This is a genomic window from Thalassospira lucentensis, from assembly GCF_032921865.1.
In the GTDB taxonomy this organism is placed as follows: domain Bacteria; phylum Pseudomonadota; class Alphaproteobacteria; order Rhodospirillales; family Thalassospiraceae; genus Thalassospira; species Thalassospira lucentensis_A.
In genome coordinates, this window is sequence record NZ_CP136684.1 from 2,633,406 (window position 1) to 2,654,579 (window position 21,174).

Consider the following 21,174-nt stretch of genomic DNA (forward strand, 5'->3'; position numbering starts at 1 on the left):
GATTACAGCGTCTGAACTTGACGCAAATATCACTCCCATGCGTCAAAAGCGGTTGGCAAAGACCCTGTGCCAACCGCTTCTTTTTTGATCAAACAGGGATCAATCCCAGCTAAGGGCGCCGCCGTTCTGATATTCGATGACGCGGGTTTCAAAGAAGTTCTTTTCCTTCTTTAGGTCCATAGCTTCTGACATCCATGGGAACGGGTTGTCGACTTCGGCAAAGACCGGGCTCAAGCCAAGCTGGCCACAGCGGCGGTTGGCGATGAAGTGCATATACTGTTCACACAGCTCTGCATTCAGTCCCAGAAAGCCGCTCGGCATCGTATCGCGGCCATAGGCGGCTTCAAGTTCGGCTGCGTTGCGCAACATGCCACGGACTTCATCCTGAAATTCCGCTGTCCATAGATGCGGGTTTTCCGCCTTGATCTGGTTGATGACATCAATCCCGAAATTGAGGTGAATGCTCTCGTCGCGCAGGATGTACTGATATTGTTCGGCGATGCCGACCATCTTGTTGCGCCGGCCCAGCGACAGAATTTGCGCAAAGCCGGTATAAAACCACATGCCTTCGAAAACGACATAGAATGCGACCAGATCACGCAGGAAATCCTGATCGCGCTCTGGGGTGCCGGTGGCAAAGTTCGGATCGTCCAGATGCTTGGTATAATCAAGTGCCCAAGCCGCCTTGTCGGTGATCGAGGGGACCTCGCGATACATGTTGAAAAGTTCGCCCTCATCAAGACCAAGGCTTTCAACGATATACTGGAAGGTATGGGTATGGACTGCTTCCTCGAATGCCTGACGCAAAAGATATTGGCGGCATTCCGGGTTGGTCAGGTGGCGATAGATCGCAAGTACGATATTATTCGCAACCAGACTTTCCGATGCGGCAAAGAAACCCAGGTTGCGTTTGAGCATCCTGCGTTCATCCTCGGTCAATCCGTCGCGCGATTTCCAGAGTGCTATATCAGCCTGCATGGAAACCTCGGTTGGCATCCAGTGATTGTTGCATCCCGCAAGGTACTTTTCCCACGCCCAGCCGTATTTCAGCGGCAAAAGCTGGTTCACATCCGCGCGCGAATTGATCATCGCCTTGTCACTGACCGTCACACGGGCGGCCCCGCGATCAATCGTGCCAAGACCGGTGGCATCCGGTGTTCCGGGATCATTGGATGCGGTTGTGTCCGTTGTATTGCTGTTGGTGGGGGCGTTACTTTCTACCCAGTCAAGCATGGTTCTCGTTCCCGATTTTAAGATTGTTTACACAGGGCCTATTGGCAGGCTTCGCATTCCGGATCATCGATCAGGCAGGCCTTTCCCCATGCCTGACCTTCGGCAATCGTGTCGGTTGCTGTGACTGGCAAGGCCGATGGTGAGGCCGTGATCACAGGTGCCGGTACCGGGCTGGCAGAAATCGGGGCGGATTGTCCGCTTGAGACGGCATTAAGTCTGCCGTCTGTGCCCTTCAATGTTGATTTCTCGACATGGGTGGCCGCACTGGATCGCAGGTAATAGGTGGTTTTAAGCCCGCGCAACCACGCCAGGCGATATAGGTCGTCCAGCTTCTTGCCCGACGGGTTGGCGATATAAAGGTTCAGCGACTGGGCCTGATCGAGCCATTTCTGACGGCGTGACGTCGCTTCGATCAACCATGCTGAATCCATTTCGAACGCTGTGGCATAAAGCTTTTTCAGATCATCGGGGATACGGTCGATCTGCCCCACGCTGCCATCATAGTATTTAAGGTCGGAAATCATGACCTCGTCCCAAATGCCGCGTGCCTTCAAATCACGGACAAGGGCGGCATTGACCACGGTAAAATCGCCCGACATGTTCGATTTGACAAACAGGTTGCGGTAAGCGGGTTCAATCGACTGGCTAACACCGCAAATGTTGGAAATCGTGGCTGTCGGGGCAATCGCCATGGTGTTCGAATTACGCATGCCGATGGTTTTGACCCGTTCACGCAAGCCATCCCAATCCAGTCGCGTGCTGCGATCAACATCAAACTCGTTGCGCGTTTCGGCCAGTAATTCAAGGGAATCAATAGGAAGAATGCCTTGCGACCACAGCGATCCGTCAAAGCTTTCATACCGGCCGCGTTCCGCTGCCAGATCGACAGAGGCGGCAATTGCGTGAAACGCAATGGCTTCCATGCTTTCATCGGCAAAGGCAATGGCCGCATCCGATGCATAAGGGATTTTCATCGCCTGCAATGCGTCCTGGAAACCCATCAGGCCAAGGCCGACCGGGCGATGACGCAGGTTGGAGTAACGTGCTTCGGGAATGGTATAGAAATTGATGTCGATGACGTTATCAAGCATACGCATCGCGGTTTTGACCGTTTTGGCGAGCTTGTCGTGATCAATGCCGTTCTCTGTGACATGGGCCGCCAGATTGATCGAACCTAGGTTACAGACCGCAATTTCGTCATGCGACGTATTCAGCGTAATTTCCGTGCACAGGTTGGATGAATGCACCACCCCGCGATGGCCTTGGGGGGATCGGATATTGCATGGGTCCTTGAAGGTGATCCAAGGGTGACCGGTTTCAAACAGCATGGTCAGCATGCGCCGCCAAAGGTCAATCGCCCGGACAGTTTTGAAATTGGTGATGTCGCCGCAGGCTGCTTTTTCTTCGTATGCCTCGTAGGCTGTCTTGAACGCCTTGCCGTAAAGGTCGTGCAGGTCAGGCGTATCGTCGGGTGAGAACAGAGTCCATGCTCCGTCATTGAACACCCGTTCCATGAATAGATCCGGCACCCAGTTGGCAGTGTTCATGTCATGCGTGCGACGGCGATCATCACCGGTATTTTTGCGAAGGTCGAGAAACTCCTCGATATCGATATGCCAGGTCTCCAGATAAGCACAGACCGCGCCTTTCCGCTTGCCGCCCTGATTGACCGCAATGGCGGTATCGTTGGCGACTTTCAGGAACGGCACCACGCCCTGGCTCTCGCCGTTGGTTCCCTTGATATGTGCCCCAAGGCCGCGAACCGGTGTCCAGTCATTGCCAAGACCGCCCGAATATTTCGCCAGCAACGCGTTGTCCTTCACCGACTTGAAAATGCCGTCAAGGTCGTCGGGCACGGTGGTCAGGAAGCAGGATGACAATTGCGGTCGCAGCGTGCCGGAATTAAACAATGTCGGGGTCGAGGCCATGAACACAAAGCTTGAAAGCTGATTGTAAAATTCGATCGCCTTGGCTTCGCGGTCGACTTCGCGGATCGCAAGGCCCATCGCAACCCGCATGAAAAAGGCCTGCGGCAATTCGAAACGGGTGCCCTTGATATGCAGGAAATAGCGGTCATAAAGTGTCTGCAATCCCAGATACTGGAAATTCAGGTCGCGTTCCGGTTTGATTGCGGCACTGATTTTTTTCAGATCGAACCTTGCCAGTTCCGGGTCGATCAGGTCGGCTTTAATCCCGGCCTTGAGGGCGACGGGGAAATAAGTCGCGTAACGATCCTTCATCTCGGCCTGTGTTGCCTGATCCGGGCGGCCGGTGATGAAACTGAGTGCCTCGAACCGCAACTTATCTAGCAACAGCCGTGCACTGACAAAGGCGTAATTCGGTTCGCGTTCGACAAAGGTACGTGCCGCCATGATCGGGGCTAGGGCCAGTTCCGCGGTTGAAACTCCGTCATACAGATTGCGTTTGGTCTCTTCGAAAACCGGATCGGGGGAAACACCGTCAAGGTTGCTGCATGCCTCGTCGATCACAGTTGCCAAACGGTCAAAGTCGAGCGGAACAATTGTGCCATCGGCCTGTTTGACATTTAGCTTGGGTTGGTCGGTTTTCTTCTTTTTCTTGCGGGAATCAAGTTTGGCGCGTTCGCGCGCGCGGTCTTCACGATACAGAACATAGGCGCGTGCGACCTTGTGATGCTCGCTGCGCATCAGAGCCAGTTCAACCTGATCCTGAATATCTTCGATCTGAAGTGTATGGCCGGGGACCGCACGGCGCAGAAGTACCGATGTAACCTGTTCTGTCATGGCATCGACAATGTCATGAACCCGGTGTGATCCGGATGCGGTTTCGCCTTCGGCCGCCAGAAACGCTTTTGTCAGGGCATTCTTGATTTTTGCCGGGTTGAAGTCGGTCACGGATCCGTTGCGTCGGATGACCTGATGGCCGCCCGATGAGGCATTTGCCTGTTTGGAGGCAGATTGGGAAACGACAGTATCGGAAGCGTTATGGCGCTCCGCTTCGAGAGTAAGAGACATCTTTAACCCCAAATAGTTGGGGGCAAAGGCCAAGCGGACGCATGCTGAAATCTGTGGCAAAAAAACTGCCGGGTCGCAAGCGTTCCACCGGGGCACCCCGCCCGAGAACGTAAAACATCAACCACGGCAGGTCTCCTGGCTTGCGGTTATGGCGCTGTCATCCGGCCTTCCCGAAGCGCAAAATCGCTTCAGTGACCATTTGTGGATGCCAGCTCACCGCTTACAGTTGCGGGGGCAGCTCCGGCATTGCCGCAGAAATCTGCGGCGCACCGTATTCCCTCTTAGCCTTCGAGAAGTCTCGAAGGACCATGATGTCTATATGTTGGGGGTAATTGGCGCTTGGCGTCAACATATATGTTTTGTTGACAGGGTCGGGAGGAATGCCCGATCAAGAATGAATCCTTGGCCAGACCGGGTTGTAACGCTGGCCAAGGACATTCAAAAGATCACAGAAGCTTTTCGCGCGGGTCGAATTTCGGGGCGGGTTCGGCTTCAAGCTGTTCGAAAACCTGATCAAGGGTTTCGGCAACCGTAAACAAGTTGCGGTTGCTCTCACGTGCAAAGCCGTCCTCGATGATGCCATCAATCATATCAAGGCATTTGTCCCAGTATCCCAGCGCATTGAGGAATACCAGCGGCTTGTCATGTATGCCAAGCTGGCGAAGGGTCAGTGCCTCGAACGCTTCGTCAAGGCTGCCAAGGCCGCCAGCAAGCGTGACAAAGGCGTCCGAACGCTTGAACATCTCGACCTTGCGCTCATACATCGATTTGCAGACGATCAGTTCGGTCAGGCCCTTATGACCGACTTCGATATCGTCAAGATGAGCGGGGATGATGCCGATGACCTTGCCGCCGTTTTTCATCACCGCGTCGGCAACCGCCCCCATGAGGCCGATGCGCCCGCCGCCATAAACCAGCGCAATACCGCGTTCGGCCATCATTTTGCCAAATGCAATCGCGTTTTCCATGTGCTGGGGGTTTTTGCCGTTCGAAGCGCCGCAAAAAACACAGATCGATTTTACTCTTGTCATGGCAACCTGCCTCTTTGTTGTTATCTCGCAGGTAACTTTCGCCCGGTCACGACGTATGCAACGCGCCGTACCGACCGGCGATGTGGCCCGTCTAGGGGGCAAGCATAGCCTATTGCGCCATTATCGGGTCAATAGTTTCCTTTGCGAAGATCCTGTGACAGCCCGTATTGATACCATGTGAACCCTGCCGCATTTTTGCCTTGGCAATCGGCATGATCGGGCGCGATAAGCCGGGGCGAATTTTTCGCCGATGGTTAACAGGTTCTGAACCTGATTGTGGGATGGATATCAGCGCCTGCGTGCTCAATGCCGTTCCCCTCGCAGGTTTGAAAACGAAACAACAAGAAGGCAGGATAGCCCAACGTGTTTGTCGACAGTCCCTTTTGGCTCGCCATTCTGGTGTCCGGTGTTATCGCAACGGTTTTGATGCTCGCCCTTTGGTTGGGGCTTGAGCGGGCAATGGCCCGGCGCATGGTACTCGCCGCTGTCATCCCGGCGGTAGCGGTGGCTGTTCCGGCGGCCATCGGTTTGCCGGAAACCGCGCGTGGCGGTGTGGGTGCCGCACTTCTTATGCTGGTGCTGGGCGGGGTTTGTGGCGCAATCCTTGATTTTGCACATCTGCGTGCGCGGCCTTGCGCGATTGTTGCGGCCATTCTGATGTTGCTGGGCGGTTGGCTGGTTCTGGCGGCTCCTGTTACCGGGCTTCTGTATCATCCAGGCGGGTTGGTGACGCTGGTATGGGGTGCCTATATCCTGATCGGGGCGTCCTTCCTGTGGGTCTCACGCCCGAATTTTGACGAGGACGAAGACCCGGGCACGACCAAGGGCAGGGGCAAAAAGAACGGCAAATCTGCAAAAACCGCCAAAACATCGACAAAATCCAATGTCACAAGCGACGAGGATGTCGCAAGACCGGCACCAGTTGCGACCTTTGTGGCACTTGCGGTCGGGCAGGGGATTATCGCCGCCCAGTTCGACCTGCGCGATCAGGTGGTTTTTCAGGCCGGTCTTTCGGTCGCCCTTATGGTGGCGCTGGTTTCCGAAAAGGCCGCCCCGCAATATCGTGCAGCGTTGTGGCTGGCGATCAGTACCGCGCTGATGGCAAGTGCATCGGGCGTGATGCTGGCAGCACCGGCGTCAGCATTTGCCATGGCGGTCCTGGTTCTGGTGGTGTTTGCCGGATCGGGTGCAGCGCGGATTGCAGCACTTTTGCCAGCCGATATCGGTGCGAATGCCGGGCCGGGCGGTGCGGTTCTGGCGATGCTGGTGCGGGTATCGGTTCTGGCATTGCCAGTGTTGGTGGCGGCACTTGTGGCCTATATCGGGGCGACAATGCAGTCAATTCCTTAAGGAATGCGGGACAAGGCTTGACCAAAAGCGCTGATTCTATTCATCTTTGCCTAACTGTTGCACTGTAATCTCGGTTTGTTACGTTATGGAAACTGTGTGCCGAAAGTAGTACAAGTTTCGAATTAACGCGTCGGGTGGGGCGTTTGGGGGACTTAATGACTGCCAGTTACAAGGTTTCGACGCCACCCGTAATAATCATAACCACCGTTCAAGGATATTACCGGTGAAAAGACCTTATATCCTCGTCATCATTGGCGTTTTGCTGATTGTTGCCGCGATCTCGTTGAATTACATGCTGACACAGTCGGTAGACGAAACCGATACGCCGGCACGAACAACAGCTCCGCCCGCCGTGACACCGGATGCCGGAAACACGCAGCAGGCCGCGCCGGAACAAACCGACGCAGCACCCGAAGTTCGTACGCCGAGCTTTGACGTCGTGCGCATCGGCCCGGATGGCAATGCCGTGATTGCTGGCCGCGCTGCCCCGAACAGTACCGTGCGTATCCGCGAGGGTGACGAAGTTATCGGACAGGCAACCGCCGATGAACGCGGTGAATGGGTGGTTTTGCCTGAGAAACCGCTGGCAAGCGGTGATCGGGAACTGTCACTTGAATCCGAAGACAGCACCGGTGAAATTCACAAGGGCGATGATAATGTCGTGGTTCTGATCCCGGAAAAACCGGCTGCCGGTGACACCGCAACTGCCGATCAGACATCGGGTGATGATGCCGCCAAAAACGATGATGCGGCAGAACAGCCGATCATTGCCATGCGCGTGCCCAAGGAAGGCGGCGCTGCCACCGTCCTGCAGGGACCGGCTCCCGAAGATATGAGCAAGGAAACCGCCCGCGAACTGGCCGAAGCCATGCCGCAGGGATCGGAAATGCCTGCCGCGACCGCCGAACAACCTGCAGCCGCCATGCCACGCCTGTCGATTGATGTTGTCGATTATGACGAAGAAGGTCGTGTTGCCATGTCTGGCAAGGCCGATGATGACACCAGCGTCCGTGTTTATCTTGATAATAAATTTGTCGGCAGTGCAACGACCGGGGAAGATGGCAACTGGGCTCTGACCATTGGTGAGCCGATCGAGCCGGGCCAGTATCAGTTACGCGCTGATCAGCTTGATCCGTCTGACAAGGTGACCGCACGCGTCGAATTGCCGTTTGAACGCGCCCGTCCAGATCAGATTCTGGAACCGGGTTCGCGTTATGTTGTGCAGCCGGGTAACAGCCTTTGGCGGATTGCGCGTCGGACCTATGGCGACGGCCTGCAATACTGGGTGATTTACAACCAGAATCGCAAACAGATCCGTGATCCGGACCTGATTTATCCGGGGCAGATTTTTGCGCTTCCGGAAAATGGGATCGCACAGCAGTAACTGCATTTCTTTTCCGGGGGCAAAACACGTGATAATGGTGTTTTGCCCCTTTTTATTTGCAGGTTGCGTTGCCCTTTGTCATCACTAGATGGTAGTAACGCGGCCGACCGGTAATCATTGCCGGAATTGTTATGCCCGTACCCATGGCAACCAGGGAATAAAGACTTTGAAATCCGTTCTTGTGCCGATCAATCCCGAAGGCTGGAAATTCGTGGCGATTTTCGCGGCGATCACCGTGGTTCTGTTTCTGATTGCCGAACCGCTGGGCTGGATCGGTGTGATCCTGACACTCTGGTGTGCCTATTTCTTCCGCGATCCGGACCGTATCACCCCGGTTGACGAGAACCTCGTCATTTCGCCGGCGGATGGCCGCGTCTGCATGATTTCCAAGGCACCGCTGCCCAAGGAACTCGAACTGGACGATAAAACGCCGCGCACGCGTGTTTCGATCTTCATGAATGTGTTCAACGTTCATGTGAACCGTTGTCCGGTCAATGGCGAAGTCGTTGGCGAGGCCTATGTGCCTGGTAAATTCGTCAATGCCGAGCTCGATAAGGCATCGGAAAACAACGAACGCCAGATTCTTCTGGTGCGTGACAAGGAAGGCCGCGAATTTGGCGTTGTCCAGATTGCGGGTCTTGTGGCGCGTCGTATTCTTTGTGATGTTGGCCGTGGTTCGCAGCTGAAAGCTGGCGAACGTTTCGGCTTGATCCGTTTCGGATCGCGTGTTGACGTGTACCTTCCCGAAGGTGTCGAACCCAAAGTCATCGTTGGTCAGACCACGATTGCCGGTGAAACCATCCTTGCCGATATTGCGGCCAAGGGGGCAGAAGCCGCAGTCGGGGAGATCCGCTAATGGCAGGCGGCATCCGACAGAGCCGCCCCCGGCGGTTCAAGGCATTGTCACTAAGCCGTCTGGCGCCGAATGTGGCGACCCTGATGGGGATGTGTGCTGGTTTGACATCGATCCGCTTTGCGATGCAGGATCGATGGGAAGCTGCGGTTGCCGCCATCCTGATCGCCGGGATCATCGATGGCCTTGATGGCCGTCTTGCGCGGATGCTGAACGCATCCAGCCGCTTTGGTGCCGAGCTTGACAGCCTTTCGGATTTTGTCTGCTTTGGTGTCGCACCGGCGATGATGCTTTATTTCTGGTCGCTGCATGAATTCGGCCCGATCGGCTGGGCCTTGTCGCTGCTGTTTGCGGTGTGCATGGCGCTGCGTCTGGCGCGGTTCAATACCCAGATGCTGGGCGAACCGGAATTGCCGACTTGGGCCTATCGTTTCTTTACCGGGGTTCCTGCCCCGGCGGCAGCGGCGCTTGCGATGTGGCCGATTGTGCTGACTTTCCAGTTCGGGCGTGGCGTGTTTGACAGCCCCTACATCGTTGCACCTTACGGTGTGTTGATTGCCGGTCTGATGGTGTCGCGGATGCCGACCTATTCATTCAAGAAGGTCAAGGTTCCGCGCGCATGGGTTCTGCCGCTGATGCTGGCATTCGGGGCTTCCGTCGCGTTTCTGGTGTCCTCGCCGTGGCTGACGCTTTCGGTGATTGCCGCGGTCTATTTTGCGACCTTCCCGCTGTCATATCGTTCGTATCGCCGCATGGGGGTCGAACATCAGCAGGACGAAGTTCGTGCCGAGGAAGAAGACGATGACGGCGAACCCGATGACGATCCCGAAGAAGGGCTGAACCGGGTTCATCAGAATTGATCCTATCCGGCCGAAATTCTTTGGCAGGCACCGTTTTGGCGGTGCCTGTTTCATTTGGGGGAGCGATGTTATTGTCCGACGGGAAGATCTCGTGACTGTTTGAATTCTTTCAGGGCATCAAGGAAACGGGCACGGTCCTCGTGGCCAAGATAATCGATATAATATTCAAGCCACGGCATAGCGGGATGGCTGGCAAGGATGGCGTTGATCTCGCTGACAGCCCCGATACCATTTTCCGACCGACTGCAGGCCACGCTGATATTCATCAGACGGGGTAGCCCCTGAATGGGCAACGACAATGTGTCGGATGCATCCTTTGCCTGACGGCGATGGAACTCGATTTCAACCGGATAGGCCAGCATCCAGTCAATGCGACCTATTTCCAGCATCATCGGAAAGCTTGACTGGTTATCAGTGCGCAAAACATTTGGCGCATTAATCGCAGTTGCCAGAATGCTGTCAACTTCCGGTCCATAAGACCGGGCCTTTGCCAGTGCTGTATAGCGCGATGTATCGCCAAGCAGCGCGGCCAGATCGATCGTTCCGTTTGCCAGCATGTATGGCCGAAAGTAGTGGCGGGCGCTGCTTAGAACGACAACCGAAAGCGGCAGCAATGGTGCGACGGTGCCACTTATGGCGAAATCTTTTGCGCGTTCCGGGGTCTGTTGGGTTCCGGGGATACAGATGGTTTTACCGCTTTCTCCCGCCGCGCGCATGGCATCATAGGCACTGCGCCGCGGCAGGATTTGTACCAGATGGTTATATTCGGGCATACGCGCGATAAACCAGTCCAGCATTTGCGCACCATAGCCGTTCAACCGACCCTCGACCTTTATGAAGCCCGGTGTGATGGCGTCTACGGCCCAGACAATATCCGTTCTGGTTTCCGATGTTGATGGGGGCACGGGGGTAACAAGCAGCGGCAAAGTTTCCTGCGCCATTGCTGCAGGTATTTGCGAAACCAGCATTGCCGAAATTCCGGCAATTATGAGGGAACTGAAATAGCGACTGCACATACCAATATACCCGTTCGCCAAGATGCGCGGGTCCGTGTTTTCATCCATGCTTACCCAAAAGTGGTGGGGCATCAGCATAGATCAATAGTCATACAATGGAAAATCGTGTTGCAGTCCGGTTTAACCGAGGTAAAGGGGCTTGCATGTTGGATATCAGAAAGCGGATAGGTTTGGAAAACGGCCCGCAACACCCGGGCAGGTTTAGTCACTTTAGGATAGGGTGTTGTTTGGTGAGACATTGGGACGTGGTTTATTTTCTTGGCGTCAGAAGTGCTTCGAACTGTTTGGGGTCGATATAATGCGCCCGTGCCGCCACAAACCATTCGCGATCCTGAGGGGAAAGCCAAGCAGCATAAAAGTTGGTCCATGGCATGTCGGGATTGGTATCGACAATCTGGTTGATCCGGGAAATCGCCTGTTGGCCAGCCGGTGTTTTCGCACAGCCTATGGTCGCTTCAAGCAGGTTGGTATTGCCACGGATCGGCAATGATTTGATCATCTGGTTGGGCGCGATTTCCCGCCGGTAAAATTCCGCTTCGGACGGGAAATAGAATGTCCAGTCGATCCGGCCCAGTTCAAGAAGTTTCAAAAGCTTGCTATCGTCGGCCACCGGCATGATTTGCGGGGCGTTGCGATATCTTTCGACATAATTGTCAATCAGTGTCCCGTAAGATCGCCCGATCCGAAGGGCGGTGGTCATATCCCCGTTCGCCATCAATTGGCCAAGCTGGATATGTCCTTCTTCGTCAAGGAAGGGTTGGAAATTTGCCTCGTCCTCCGCGCGGATGACGACGGAAATCGGCAGATGCAGCAGAATGGTCTTGGCAAAGCTGATATATTCGCGCCGTTCGTCGGTCGGGATCAGGGTCGTACTGCAACGGATATGACCGGGATGGTCATCGGCCGCCCCGTTGCGCATTTCCGCCAGAAGCCGCGCCAGAGGAACTTCCATGATTTCGTGCTGATAATCGTCAAGCCGCGCGGCAAACCAGTTCTGGGTATCGGAGGCATAACCGGTAAGTTTTCCATCTTCGGAAATGAAGGCTGGAGCGAAAGGCGGGACAGCCCAGGTCAGGATGCCCGGGGCATCAGCGTTAGCGACCGTTGCCATGAAGGGCAGCGCGACAAGTCCGATCAGACCGGATACGGCGCGATATTTGCGCCAACGCATCATCCGCAATCCCATGTTTTATTCCCGAATATGCAAGGATCGTTATTGTTTTGTGATCATGATAGCGCCGAATTCATTAGCAAATTATGTAGGCCCTGCTATCCGAACGAAGGATTTCCCCTATCACTAGGTTTGGTCTTGAAACAGAAATTGCTCTACCTCATGTGCAATAAGACCATTAGACTTTCGATAAGGGAATCTGAGCGGAATTGCTGTTTGGTGATCCGTATGTTCTTCGCTACGATGCTGCTGACGGGAATAACGAAAAACAAGACGGCTTTCATCGCTATGAGGCGGTAATGACCTTTGACAGACGTCCGCCATGGCCCGTTGCCATTTTATCCGTTACGGCCGCTCGTCTTGTGGCGATAGTGTTTGTCTTGTGCGGGCTTTCGGAATGGAAGCAAAGCCCCGCTTATGCGCAAACTGTCGATATCGTGACAACGCCGTTCCCACCCTATGTTGTTGTCAGCGAAGACAGCAATTATGTCTCTGGCCCTGCAGTCGATGTTGTACGCCAGATCTGCAATGACGCGAATATAGAATGCCGGATTACTGCGCAACCTTGGGCACGCGCCTTTGCCGCAGCACAGGCCCAGCCCGATACCCTGATTTTCAGTATCGCCCGTCGTCCGGATCGGGAAGGCCTGTTTCGATGGGTTGGCACGGTTTCTCCGTATCATGTAAGACTATTTTCACTGCGCGGTAGCGACGTGCCGGTGGGAACCAATTGGGACGCCTTGAAAACCTTCCGGATTACCGGTCAACTTAAGGACGTCAAGGCAGAGTTCCTGCAAAATCAGGGTTTTGACGTTGATTTCGTCCCTTCGGCCGAGGCGACCCTGCGGCTTCTTTATGCCGGTCGGGTTGATCTGGTGGCGGGGGATGCGCTTTCGCTGCCTTACCGGGCTGGAAGCCTTCAATACAATGTCGATCTTTTACAGGTCTCAGCCGAAATACCCGAACTTTCCAGCGAGCTTTATCTTGCCGCCAGCCGGTCAACCGATCCGAACATCGTTACCCGATTGGAAAATGCTTTGGGTGAGTTGAAAAAAAGCGGTGTTTATCAAAAGATATGGGCGCAATCCCTGCCCGAAGGTGTTCCTTCGAACTGATACATTCCGCCTTGTTGCGGCTTATGATTTTCCCTGTCTGTTCCCCCAAAAAGTGACCGGCCCCCAATGCGTAGCTGGGGGCCGGTCAAACCGCGCGGCGGGGTCGGGGGGGAATGTCGCGCGGTTTTTCTGTTCTGCCAGAGGTCGCTGGGTTTTACGCCCCGTGATCGGCCGATTGCGGTGTACTATCCCGGCCAAATTTTTCTGCTATTCGTGCTTTCAGTTTCCGCCAGCCGATCCCCGCCTTGTGACGCATCATCAGCGCACAGGGGGTAAAGACCAGGGTCAGGACGGTGGCAAATGCCAGACCAAACGCAATGGATGTCGAAAGCTGGACCCACCATTGAGTAGAGGGCGCACCGATCGACATTGAACGTTCGGCAAAGTCGATGTTGATCTGCAACACCATCGGTACCAGACCAAGGATCGTGGTAACAGTGGTCAGCATCACAGGACGCAAACGCTGTGCTCCGGTTTGCAGGATCGCGGTTTCGATACTGTCGGCACTGTGTTTGAGCCGATCAAACGTATCGATCAGAACGATGTTGTTGTTTACCACAATGCCGGCTAGTGCCACGACCCCGATCCCGTTCATGACAATTGAAAACGCCTGTCCGGTGATCATCAAGCCAAGGAACACACCGGCTGTTGACATCACAATCGCGATCATGATCAGAAGCGAACTGGATATGCTGTTGAACTGGGTTACCAGAATGACGAACATGATGAACAGAGCGACCGAAAAAGCGTTTTTCAGGAAGTCTGCAGATTTTTGCTGTTCTTCATCCTGCCCCTTGAATTCGACCGAAACCCGCGGATCGATATCAAGGGTTTTCATCCATTCCTTGACCTCCTGGACCTTGGTGTCGACCAGAATGCCTTCGGCAACGTCGGCCTTCACCGTCAGGGCACGGCGGCTGTCAACGCGTGACAATGTCCCGGTTTTGGGCTTCGCCGTACGTTTGACGAAATTCGCCAGTGGTACCAGACCCTTGTCGGTCACGATCTGAAGACTTTGCAGTTCTTCAAGCGATCTGTGTTCAGCCGGATAACGCCCGACAATGTCAATTTCCTCGGTTGAATCATCCGGACGATAGGTCGAAAAATTGATGCCGTTGGTGACCAGTTTGATCACATTGCCGATCTGGGTGATATCCGCCCCAAATTTCAAAGCCTGTGCACGGTCGACAGTATATTCCCAGTCAATGCCCGGGGGCGATTTGCCGTCTTCGAAATTGTAAAGACCGCCCATTTCCTGCAATCCGGTCATCAGCATGGTTGCGGTTTCATCCAGCGCGTCGGGATAAAGCGAGCGCAACTGGATCTGGACATCCTTGCCTTGTGGCGGGCCTGCTTCGGCGGCGCGAATTTCGATCTGTAATCCGGCGAGATCGGCCGTTTCTTCAAGGATGCGATGTTCAATCTCGGTCGCTTTCGGGCGCGATTGCCAGTCGGCATATTCAAGCTGGATGACACCGATCACGTCTTCGGGGGTATCATTGCCGCCGCTGCTTGCACTGCGGCCCGAGCGGGCATAGACCGTATCAAACCAGTGTTCGCCTTCGTGCTTGGCATCAAGGCCCAGAATGCGGTCCTCGACTTCTTTGAGCAACGTATCCTGTTCATAGTAGGACATATTGCCGCGTGCACGTACCTGAACGGCGGCGACCTCGGGCTCGACCGCGGGGAAAAACTCCACCCCGCGACCAAATACCCCAAATGCCGCCCACACACCGATCAGGATGACAAATGCCATCGGTACAACCAGCCAATGCAACCGCAATGAACCTTTAAGCAGCCGGACATAAAAACCTGTCCCACCCTTAAGGTCGCGCAAACGATCCATCCGGCCTGCGGCAACCGCGTCCAGTGCCTCGCTTGATGCTGAACCGGGCTTGCCAAACCATGCGCCCACCGTCGGCACAAAGATCAGGGCCATAACCAGCGATGCCGACAGGGTAAACAGAACCGTGATCGGCAGGAATTTCATGAACTCGCCGACGATATCGGGCCAGAATGCCAGTGGCAGGAAGGCCGCAAGCGTCGTTGCCGTGGATGCAATGATCGGCATCGCCATGCGTTTGGCCGCCAACGGATAGGCCTGCTTGCGCGGCAATCCGTCCAGCATCTTGCGATCAGCATATTCGGTTACAACAATTGCACCATCCACCAGCATCCCGACCGCAAGGATCAGACTGAACAGAACGACGATATTAACCGTCATGCCCAGAGCCCAAAGGATCAGGATAGCCGTCAGGAACGACCCCGGAATGGCAAGCCCTACCAAAAGTCCCGACCGCCAGCCCAGCGACCAGATCACCACCACCATCACCAGCAGGATCGCAAGAATCACACTGTTCTGAAGGTCGGTCAGCATGGTGCGGATATCTGATGATTTATCCTGCGAATAGCTGACGGTGACGTTGGGCGGGAAGGATTGGGCGGCGTCGGCGGTAACAGATTTGATGTTGTCGATCACATCAATGATGTTTTCGCCGACACGTTTGGAAACCTCGATTGCGATGGCCGACTGGCCGTTCAGACGGGCAAAGCTTTCGGCATCCTTGAAAGTCCTGCGGACTTCGCCGATATCGCGGAACCGGATGACGGAATCCCCGTCGACGACCAGCGGCATATCAAGGATATCATTGACCGTCTCAAACAGGCCGGGAACCTTGATGTTGAAACGGCCCGATCCCGTATCGATGGCACCGGCCGCCACCAGCGCATTTGAATTGCGGACCAGCGAAACGATATCGACACCGTTCAGGCGATAGGCCTCGACCTTCATCGGGTCGATGACAAATTCGACCAGTTCCTCGCGGTCACCGGCAAGGTTGGCTTCAAGGACCGCTGGGATGCCTTCGATGTCATCTTTAAGGTCGCGCGCCAGACGCAACAGGGTACGTTCGGGCACTTCACCGGCAAGTGTCACGACCAGAACCGGGAACAGCGACAGGTTGACCTCGTGAACTTCGGGGTCGTCAGTTTCGTCGGGCAGTTCGGATTTGGCAATGTCGACCCGTTCACGCACATCGGCAAGCGCGTCGTCAATATCGACATCTGAATAGAATTCAAGCGTGACCGATGCGCCATCCTGATAGGATTGCGACGTCATTTCCTTCACACCCTCGATGGTGCGAAGTTCCTGTTCCATTGGACGCAGCAAAAGCCGTTCGGCATCTTCGGGCGAAATACCGTCATGATGCATCGACACATAAAGGACCGGAATCTGCACATCCGGGTCGGCTTCTTTGGGGATCGCGTTGTACCCCACCCAACCGGTCACCAAAAGCAGGATCAGGGTCAGGATAACGGTGCGCGAACGGTCAAGCGCAATATCAATGAGGGACATTCTTCTGTCTCCGGTTCCTCAATGCCACGCTTATCGCGCGACCGTTTCCTTGGGGGCTGCTGCCATGTCCTGCGTCCCTTCGGACCCATTGTCTGCCTCAAGGCGGCTGACATCGACAGTCGCACCCTCCTTGACCCAGTCATGGCCGACAACGATCAGGTCGATCTTTTCTGGCAATCCGCCGATCCAGATACCGTCACGGTTCCCGCCCTGAAGCTGCACCGGATAAAACGCAACCTTGTCCTCATCGACAATTCCGCGCACGCCGACCTGGCCTTCGTCATTGAGTGTCAAAACCGACGGGACAACACGATGGGCCATCTTGGTGCCAATCGGGATTTGCAATTCCGAGGTCATGCCGTCAGGGATGCTCAGATCGGTGTTCTCGATTTCGACCTCGACCCGATAGGTCCGGGTTGAATTGTCTGAAACGCGGGAAACATACCGCACAACGCCATCGGCCTCGCGACCATCAAACAGCGTGATATGCGCGAGCTGTCCGTTCTGGATATCGCCAATCGAATGTTCGGGGACATGGGCAACTACCAGCATCGGGTCCGCCTGGATCAGGGTCGCGACCGGATCGCCAATCGACAGAAGATCACCGATTTCCGCCGGGCGGTCTTCAACGACACCGTCGAACGGGGCATGGATTTCGGTATGGGTCAGTTCGATCTGTGCGAGTTTCAAATCCGCGCGTGCCTCTTCCAGAAGCGCCTTGGTTTCCGCAACGCCGGTTTTCGAACGGTAATTCTTTTCTGCAAGGCTTTTGGCGGCACTGTTTTCAAGTTCGCGCTGGGCCACAAGGGCGCGCGCCTTTTCAACACGGGCCAAACGATCTTCAACCGCCAACTTGACCAGAAGGTCTCCTTTCTTCACCCGTTGTCCCTTGACCGCGCCGATCTGTTCGACGGTTGCATCGATCTGGGCACGGATTTCAACCGACACAACGGCTTCGGTGCGTCCCGAAATACGCAGCATATCGACATGTTCGACGGCTTCGCTGGTTCTGACGCGGACGGCGGCACGTGGGGCGTGCCCGGCTGATGGTGATTCCGTCGGAATCGGGGCGGCATTTTCGTCCATGCCGGATGCGGAAGTTTCCGCCGTCTCGGCCGGTTCGTCCCCGGCCAGTAATCCCGATCCAACCCAAAGTACAGCCCCAAGGGCAAGTACGATGGCGACAAGGCGTGAAGCATTCATGGTTCAATTCCCTCAGATATGCCCAAACGGAATGCGTGTGGTACTTGATACGGTGGCGCGTTCAGGGTGACCTTGCGGTTCTTGTTGTTGTTTCTGGTATTGTTTTTATTCTTATCGACAGGTCAGGCTTTCTTGTCTTTGCGAGTTCGCAATTCCTCGATCAGACCTGCCTTGTTCTGGCGGATGAAGTTAAGGGTCGCTTCGCACATCGCCTGTCCAAGTCCGGCGACAAAGCGGCACCCGGGGGTTGGTTGGCCGTCTTCATCGCGACCATGGGCAAGCGGACATTCATCCTTTTGCGGATTGTCCGGATCGATATCGATTTTCATCATTTCGTGACGGGCGGCGAATTCATCGATCAGGGCCTCGGTCAGCTCGATCGGCAATTCCTCGGCAAAGGTCAGCATGAACAGGATGTCGGACCGGTAACGATCCTCGCCCGGACGGGTCTGCAAAAGTGTCCGCAGGAATGTCCGGCGGCCTTCACTGGTCAGCTGGTAAACCTTTTTGTCGGGGCGATTTTCCTGTTCGCGTTCGACAAAGGTTACCATGCCGTCCTGCGTCAGCTTGGTCAGGGCCGGATAGATCGAACCAAGAGACGCGATCTGAAAATGGCTGAAAGTACCATCTTCAAACATTTTGCGAATCTCGTATCCGGTTGCTTCACCACCCATCAGGGCGCCAAGGCACAAAGTGCGTACATCCATATTCTGTCCGGTATCCATCCTGTTATGCATCTCGATCCGATTGCCATTCCGGCGGGGGAAGATGCTGGAATAACTATATCAGTTCGATATATATCGATTCTTAGTATATCGAACTGATATAGTCAATTTAATACGCGTTGTAGTTTCATGACGATCGATGCAGGTGGTTTGTTACAAAACTGACGAATGTTTCATCATCCGTTTTGGGGTAGTCATACTGGTCCAAGAAGCAAACTGTCTGATTTCGCCTGTTCGGGCGTCCGGCTGTGCATTGTCGGACGCCGATTGTGTTTGTTTGTGCATATTGAAACGATATAGGACGATAATTCTTCATCCCGGCAAGGGGGCAATGCCGGGCTCCGATCAAACGGGATAAGACAGGTTCATGAACGACATATATGACTATCTTGATCTGATTGTGGCTGTAGCTGGCATCGCGCAGGCAGCATTCCTTTGCCTGCTGTTGCGTTCCGAGGGTGCGCGCGCGTTCCGCGCCAATCGCTGGATGATGCTTTTCCTGACGTCCGTGGCGTTCAACCTGTTCGAAGATGTCGCCGAGGTCTTCTTTTCCCCGCAGAGCTATCAGGTTGTCGAAATGATATTCATTCCGGCAAATTTCCTGATTGCCCCGGCTGTTTATCTTTACTTCCGCGAAGTTTCGGGCGTCCCGTCACGTCAGCCTTGGGTACATTTTGTGTTGGCAGGTGTGGTTCTGAACCTCATGGCATGGTCGATCACCAATGGCATGCCCATTTCTGATAATTTCCAACATAGTTTTACTGTTCCTGCCGCCATCAGCAGTTTTTGCTGGTTTGCAATTTTCGCGCAGGCGGGGACTTATGTTTTGCTGATCTGGAAGGTGGCGCATCGGTATTTTCGTCAGGCACAGGAACAGCTCGGAGCGGATCGCAACGCGATGCGCCGCTGGATGGCGGTTATTCTCGGTGGTGTCAGCCTGATCTTCCTGACGGCCCTTATGGGTAAGATTGCGGCATTTTTCTATGTTGAAGACCTGGCGATGTCGGGAACCGGGGTGGCATTTTTGCTACTGCTGTTCGCGCTTAGCTATGAGATTGCGACCCAGCCAGTTTTGTTTGTCATGCCCGATTGGCCGGGCGACGGTGAGGTGGATGAAGAGGACCTGACCGAACCAGTACACGGCTCGGAAAGCAATGCTGTTTCTGCGGCGGTTCCTTCTGCGCCTTCTCTGCCGGGTTCCGAGGTGGAACCGATTACACGGCCGTTGCTTGACGATGACGGCGTGGCATTGGCGCGAAGGCGGCTTGATGAGATTCGCAAGCGCGGAGATCTGCTGTTGGACCCGCTGGTTTCGCTTCCGAAGCTTGCCCGTGCCATCGGGGTTTCACCCAATCAGTTATCCTATGTTTTGAATCATCATATCGGGCAGAATTTCTTTGATTATGTCAATGGTGCGAGGATCGAGGAAGCCCGTGCAGTACTGATTGCCGAGCCGGACCGCACCATCCTGGATGTGGCGCTAAGTGTCGGTTTCAATTCGAAATCGACCTTTAATCTGGCGTTTAAAAAGCTGACCGGGGATACGCCAAGTGCGGTGCGGGCGAACGCGCGGGCCGTCGCAGAATCGCAAGCGTCCGGAGTGACACCGGACGGGGCGGATGGGCAGGGCCGGACGTCGGACGCAGCGCAATAGGGCAGGGTTGGCAGGATTTCAAAACAGGAACCTGCCGACATGATCCAACCAAAAAACCATTTCAAGCCCAGCCATAATGCCAGTAGCAAACCCGGCGAAAACAATGACCGAAACACGGTCGTTCGAGACGGCAACGTCATAAACGCCGCTGAGCGCCATGATGATGGTCTTCGGAATGTGCAGCGTATCCGCAAGCGAACCTTGCGGATCGGCGGTCTGATGATGCTTCTTTTGGTGACGCTCGCACAGGCAAGCTGGCAACGCACGACAAACATCCATGATGTGATCGAGGCGACCGGGATTATCGCCATCATGATCTGCATCGTTGGGCGTGGCTGGTGCGCGCTTTATATCGGCGGGCGCAAAAAGACCGAACTTGTGATGACGGGCCCTTATTCCCTGTGCCGCAATCCGCTTTATCTGTTTTCGATCACCGGTGCATTCGGCGCAGGGGCGCAAAGCGGTAGCCTTGTGATTGCCGGACTGTTTGCCATTGTCTGCTGGATTGTCCTGCGCGAGGTAACCCTGCGCGAGGAGGCGGTGTTAAAGCAGAGTTTCGGCCCGCGATATTACCGTTACCTGATTACGGTGCCACGATTTCGCCCGGCAACTTTCCGATGGCGCGATGAAAGTCCGCTGGTCTGTCAGCCACCCGTTTTCCTGCGCACCATTCGCGATGGCTGCTGGTTCCTGATCGCCGGGCCGCTGCTGGAGGGGGTAAAAGTCATGCAGGAACAGGGCTGGATCACGCCGCTGGTGTATTTACCCTAATGCTGGCTGGCGCCACCATTGGCAATTGGTGGTTTGGCGGGGGTGCCCGGCCTGCCAAGAAGGGCTTCGCGTTCTTCTTCGCGTAGCGGATCGGCATCAAGAACCAGTGCCGCATCAAGGGCGGCGGGATCGACAATCAGGATTTCCTCCTCCATGTCGCGGCTGCCTTCGACCAGAACCGGGATGCGGCATTCGATCTTTTTATAGGTCCGGGTGGCGGCCATTGCATCAAGTTCCTCAGTGGTTTCGACCTCGTAAATGCCGGGCGGAAACAGCCGGTCATGCCCGGTCAGACGAAACGGGTGATAGAAGGTAACACTGCGATGCGTGGTGCGGGTGATCGTCATGATCATGGCTCCTTCGGGCTTCCGGAATGGACCAAAGGCCAAGCTTCCGGCAGTTTCGCGCGACCGTGTAACGAGCGGATCTAATCCGCTCCTGCTCGCCCCAAAACAGCATG

15 protein-coding genes, 1 pseudogene and 1 riboswitch are annotated in these 21,174 nt (G+C 55.1%); of the genes and pseudogenes, 7 read left to right on the forward strand and 9 right to left on the reverse strand.

Going from position 1 to position 21,174, the window contains the following annotated elements; translation table 11 throughout:
- Positions 1-99: 99 nt before the first annotated feature.
- From R1T41_RS12770 to R1T41_RS12780, 3 genes and pseudogenes are all read right to left on the reverse strand, one after another.
- Positions 100-1,179 (reverse strand): annotated as a pseudogene (locus R1T41_RS12770) (ribonucleotide-diphosphate reductase subunit beta); the annotation flags it as partial.
- A 92-nt stretch (positions 1,180-1,271) separates the two neighbouring features.
- Positions 1,272-4,226 carry a ribonucleoside-diphosphate reductase subunit alpha gene (locus tag R1T41_RS12775; protein WP_317337358.1) on the reverse strand — a complete coding sequence of 985 codons (2,955 nt, stop codon included), beginning with the start codon at positions 4,224-4,226 and terminating at the stop codon, positions 1,272-1,274.
- Between the two features lie 107 nt (positions 4,227-4,333).
- A riboswitch (cobalamin riboswitch) is annotated at positions 4,334-4,552 on the reverse strand.
- Between the two features lie 120 nt (positions 4,553-4,672).
- Positions 4,673-5,257 carry a TIGR00730 family Rossman fold protein gene (locus tag R1T41_RS12780; RefSeq protein ID WP_097050973.1) on the reverse strand — a complete coding sequence of 195 codons (585 nt, stop codon included), beginning with the start codon at positions 5,255-5,257 and terminating at the stop codon, positions 4,673-4,675.
- Positions 5,258-5,620: 363 nt separating this feature from the next.
- Here R1T41_RS12780 and R1T41_RS12785 point away from each other — a divergent pair, with 363 nt between their 5' ends.
- The 4 genes from R1T41_RS12785 to pssA all read left to right on the forward strand — a co-directional run bounded on the left by R1T41_RS12785 (position 5,621) and on the right by pssA (position 9,704).
- A complete protein-coding gene (locus R1T41_RS12785) occupies positions 5,621-6,607 on the forward strand; it encodes a hypothetical protein (RefSeq protein WP_317337359.1) in 987 nt (328 codons plus the stop codon).
- 223 nt (positions 6,608-6,830) lie between these two features.
- Positions 6,831-7,991 carry an Ig-like domain-containing protein gene (locus tag R1T41_RS12790; RefSeq protein ID WP_317337360.1) on the forward strand — a complete coding sequence of 387 codons (1,161 nt, stop codon included), beginning with the start codon at positions 6,831-6,833 and terminating at the stop codon, positions 7,989-7,991.
- Between the two features lie 88 nt (positions 7,992-8,079).
- Complete coding sequence (locus R1T41_RS12795; RefSeq protein ID WP_269451400.1) at positions 8,080-8,847, forward strand: phosphatidylserine decarboxylase; 768 nt, start codon at positions 8,080-8,082, stop codon at positions 8,845-8,847.
- On the forward strand, positions 8,847-9,704 hold the full coding sequence (gene pssA, locus R1T41_RS12800) for a CDP-diacylglycerol--serine O-phosphatidyltransferase (RefSeq protein ID WP_062952820.1): 858 nt from the start codon (positions 8,847-8,849) through the stop codon (positions 9,702-9,704). Before R1T41_RS12795 ends, pssA begins: the two co-directional genes overlap by 1 nt.
- Before the next feature lie 68 nt (positions 9,705-9,772).
- Here pssA and R1T41_RS12805 read toward each other — a convergent pair whose 3' ends face one another.
- Positions 9,773-10,672, reverse strand: a complete 900-nt coding sequence (locus tag R1T41_RS12805; protein WP_317337361.1) for a hypothetical protein — start codon at positions 10,670-10,672, stop codon at positions 9,773-9,775.
- Positions 10,673-10,970: 298 nt separating this feature from the next.
- Positions 10,971-11,906, reverse strand: coding sequence for a transporter substrate-binding domain-containing protein (locus tag R1T41_RS12810; protein ID WP_317337362.1), 936 nt, complete (start codon positions 11,904-11,906; stop codon positions 10,971-10,973).
- A 284-nt stretch (positions 11,907-12,190) separates the two neighbouring features.
- On the opposite strand from R1T41_RS12810, the gene R1T41_RS12815 reads away from it, so the two are divergent.
- Positions 12,191-13,006, forward strand: coding sequence for a substrate-binding periplasmic protein (locus R1T41_RS12815; protein WP_317337363.1), 816 nt, complete (start codon positions 12,191-12,193; stop codon positions 13,004-13,006).
- Between the two features lie 154 nt (positions 13,007-13,160).
- On the opposite strand, the gene R1T41_RS12820 is transcribed toward R1T41_RS12815, so the two are convergent.
- From R1T41_RS12820 to R1T41_RS12830, 3 genes are all read right to left on the reverse strand, one after another.
- Complete coding sequence (locus R1T41_RS12820) at positions 13,161-16,361, reverse strand: efflux RND transporter permease subunit (protein WP_317337364.1); 3,201 nt, start codon at positions 16,359-16,361, stop codon at positions 13,161-13,163.
- Between the two features lie 30 nt (positions 16,362-16,391).
- Positions 16,392-17,564, reverse strand: a complete 1,173-nt coding sequence (locus R1T41_RS12825; protein WP_317337366.1) for an efflux RND transporter periplasmic adaptor subunit — start codon at positions 17,562-17,564, stop codon at positions 16,392-16,394.
- A 122-nt stretch (positions 17,565-17,686) separates the two neighbouring features.
- Positions 17,687-18,289, reverse strand: a complete 603-nt coding sequence (locus R1T41_RS12830) for a PadR family transcriptional regulator (protein ID WP_317337367.1) — start codon at positions 18,287-18,289, stop codon at positions 17,687-17,689.
- 367 nt (positions 18,290-18,656) lie between these two features.
- Between R1T41_RS12830 and R1T41_RS12835 the strand changes: the two genes are divergently transcribed.
- Both R1T41_RS12835 and R1T41_RS12840 read left to right on the forward strand, forming a co-directional pair.
- Complete coding sequence (locus R1T41_RS12835; protein ID WP_317337368.1) at positions 18,657-19,943, forward strand: helix-turn-helix domain-containing protein; 1,287 nt, start codon at positions 18,657-18,659, stop codon at positions 19,941-19,943.
- 39 nt (positions 19,944-19,982) lie between these two features.
- Positions 19,983-20,714 (forward strand): isoprenylcysteine carboxylmethyltransferase family protein, encoded by a 732-nt coding sequence (locus tag R1T41_RS12840; protein ID WP_317337369.1) that lies wholly within the window; start codon positions 19,983-19,985, stop codon positions 20,712-20,714.
- Here R1T41_RS12840 and R1T41_RS12845 read toward each other — a convergent pair.
- Complete coding sequence (locus tag R1T41_RS12845) at positions 20,711-21,061, reverse strand: hypothetical protein (RefSeq protein WP_317337371.1); 351 nt, start codon at positions 21,059-21,061, stop codon at positions 20,711-20,713. The two genes, R1T41_RS12840 and R1T41_RS12845, sit on opposite strands and share 4 nt — an antisense overlap.
- Positions 21,062-21,174: the final 113 nt, after the last annotated feature.

Coding starts and splice junctions, on each gene's coding strand:
- R1T41_RS12775 (WP_317337358.1), bottom strand. CDS start 4,226: ATGTCTCTTACTCTCGAAGCGGAGCGCCATAACGCTTCCGATACTGTC.
- R1T41_RS12845 (WP_317337371.1), bottom strand. CDS start 21,061: ATGACGATCACCCGCACCACGCATCGCAGTGTTACCTTCTATCACCCG.
- R1T41_RS12795 (WP_269451400.1), top strand. CDS start 8,080: ATGGTAGTAACGCGGCCGACCGGTAATCATTGCCGGAATTGTTATGCC.
- R1T41_RS12815 (WP_317337363.1), top strand. CDS start 12,191: ATGACCTTTGACAGACGTCCGCCATGGCCCGTTGCCATTTTATCCGTT.
- pssA (WP_062952820.1), top strand. CDS start 8,847: ATGGCAGGCGGCATCCGACAGAGCCGCCCCCGGCGGTTCAAGGCATTG.
- R1T41_RS12820 (WP_317337364.1), bottom strand. CDS start 16,361: ATGTCCCTCATTGATATTGCGCTTGACCGTTCGCGCACCGTTATCCTG.
- R1T41_RS12830 (WP_317337367.1), bottom strand. CDS start 18,289: ATGGATACCGGACAGAATATGGATGTACGCACTTTGTGCCTTGGCGCC.
- R1T41_RS12780 (WP_097050973.1), bottom strand. CDS start 5,257: ATGACAAGAGTAAAATCGATCTGTGTTTTTTGCGGCGCTTCGAACGGC.
- R1T41_RS12810 (WP_317337362.1), bottom strand. CDS start 11,906: ATGGGATTGCGGATGATGCGTTGGCGCAAATATCGCGCCGTATCCGGT.
- R1T41_RS12840 (WP_317337369.1), top strand. CDS start 19,983: ATGATCCAACCAAAAAACCATTTCAAGCCCAGCCATAATGCCAGTAGC.
- R1T41_RS12835 (WP_317337368.1), top strand. CDS start 18,657: ATGAACGACATATATGACTATCTTGATCTGATTGTGGCTGTAGCTGGC.
- R1T41_RS12825 (WP_317337366.1), bottom strand. CDS start 17,564: ATGAATGCTTCACGCCTTGTCGCCATCGTACTTGCCCTTGGGGCTGTA.
- R1T41_RS12805 (WP_317337361.1), bottom strand. CDS start 10,672: ATGCTGGTTTCGCAAATACCTGCAGCAATGGCGCAGGAAACTTTGCCG.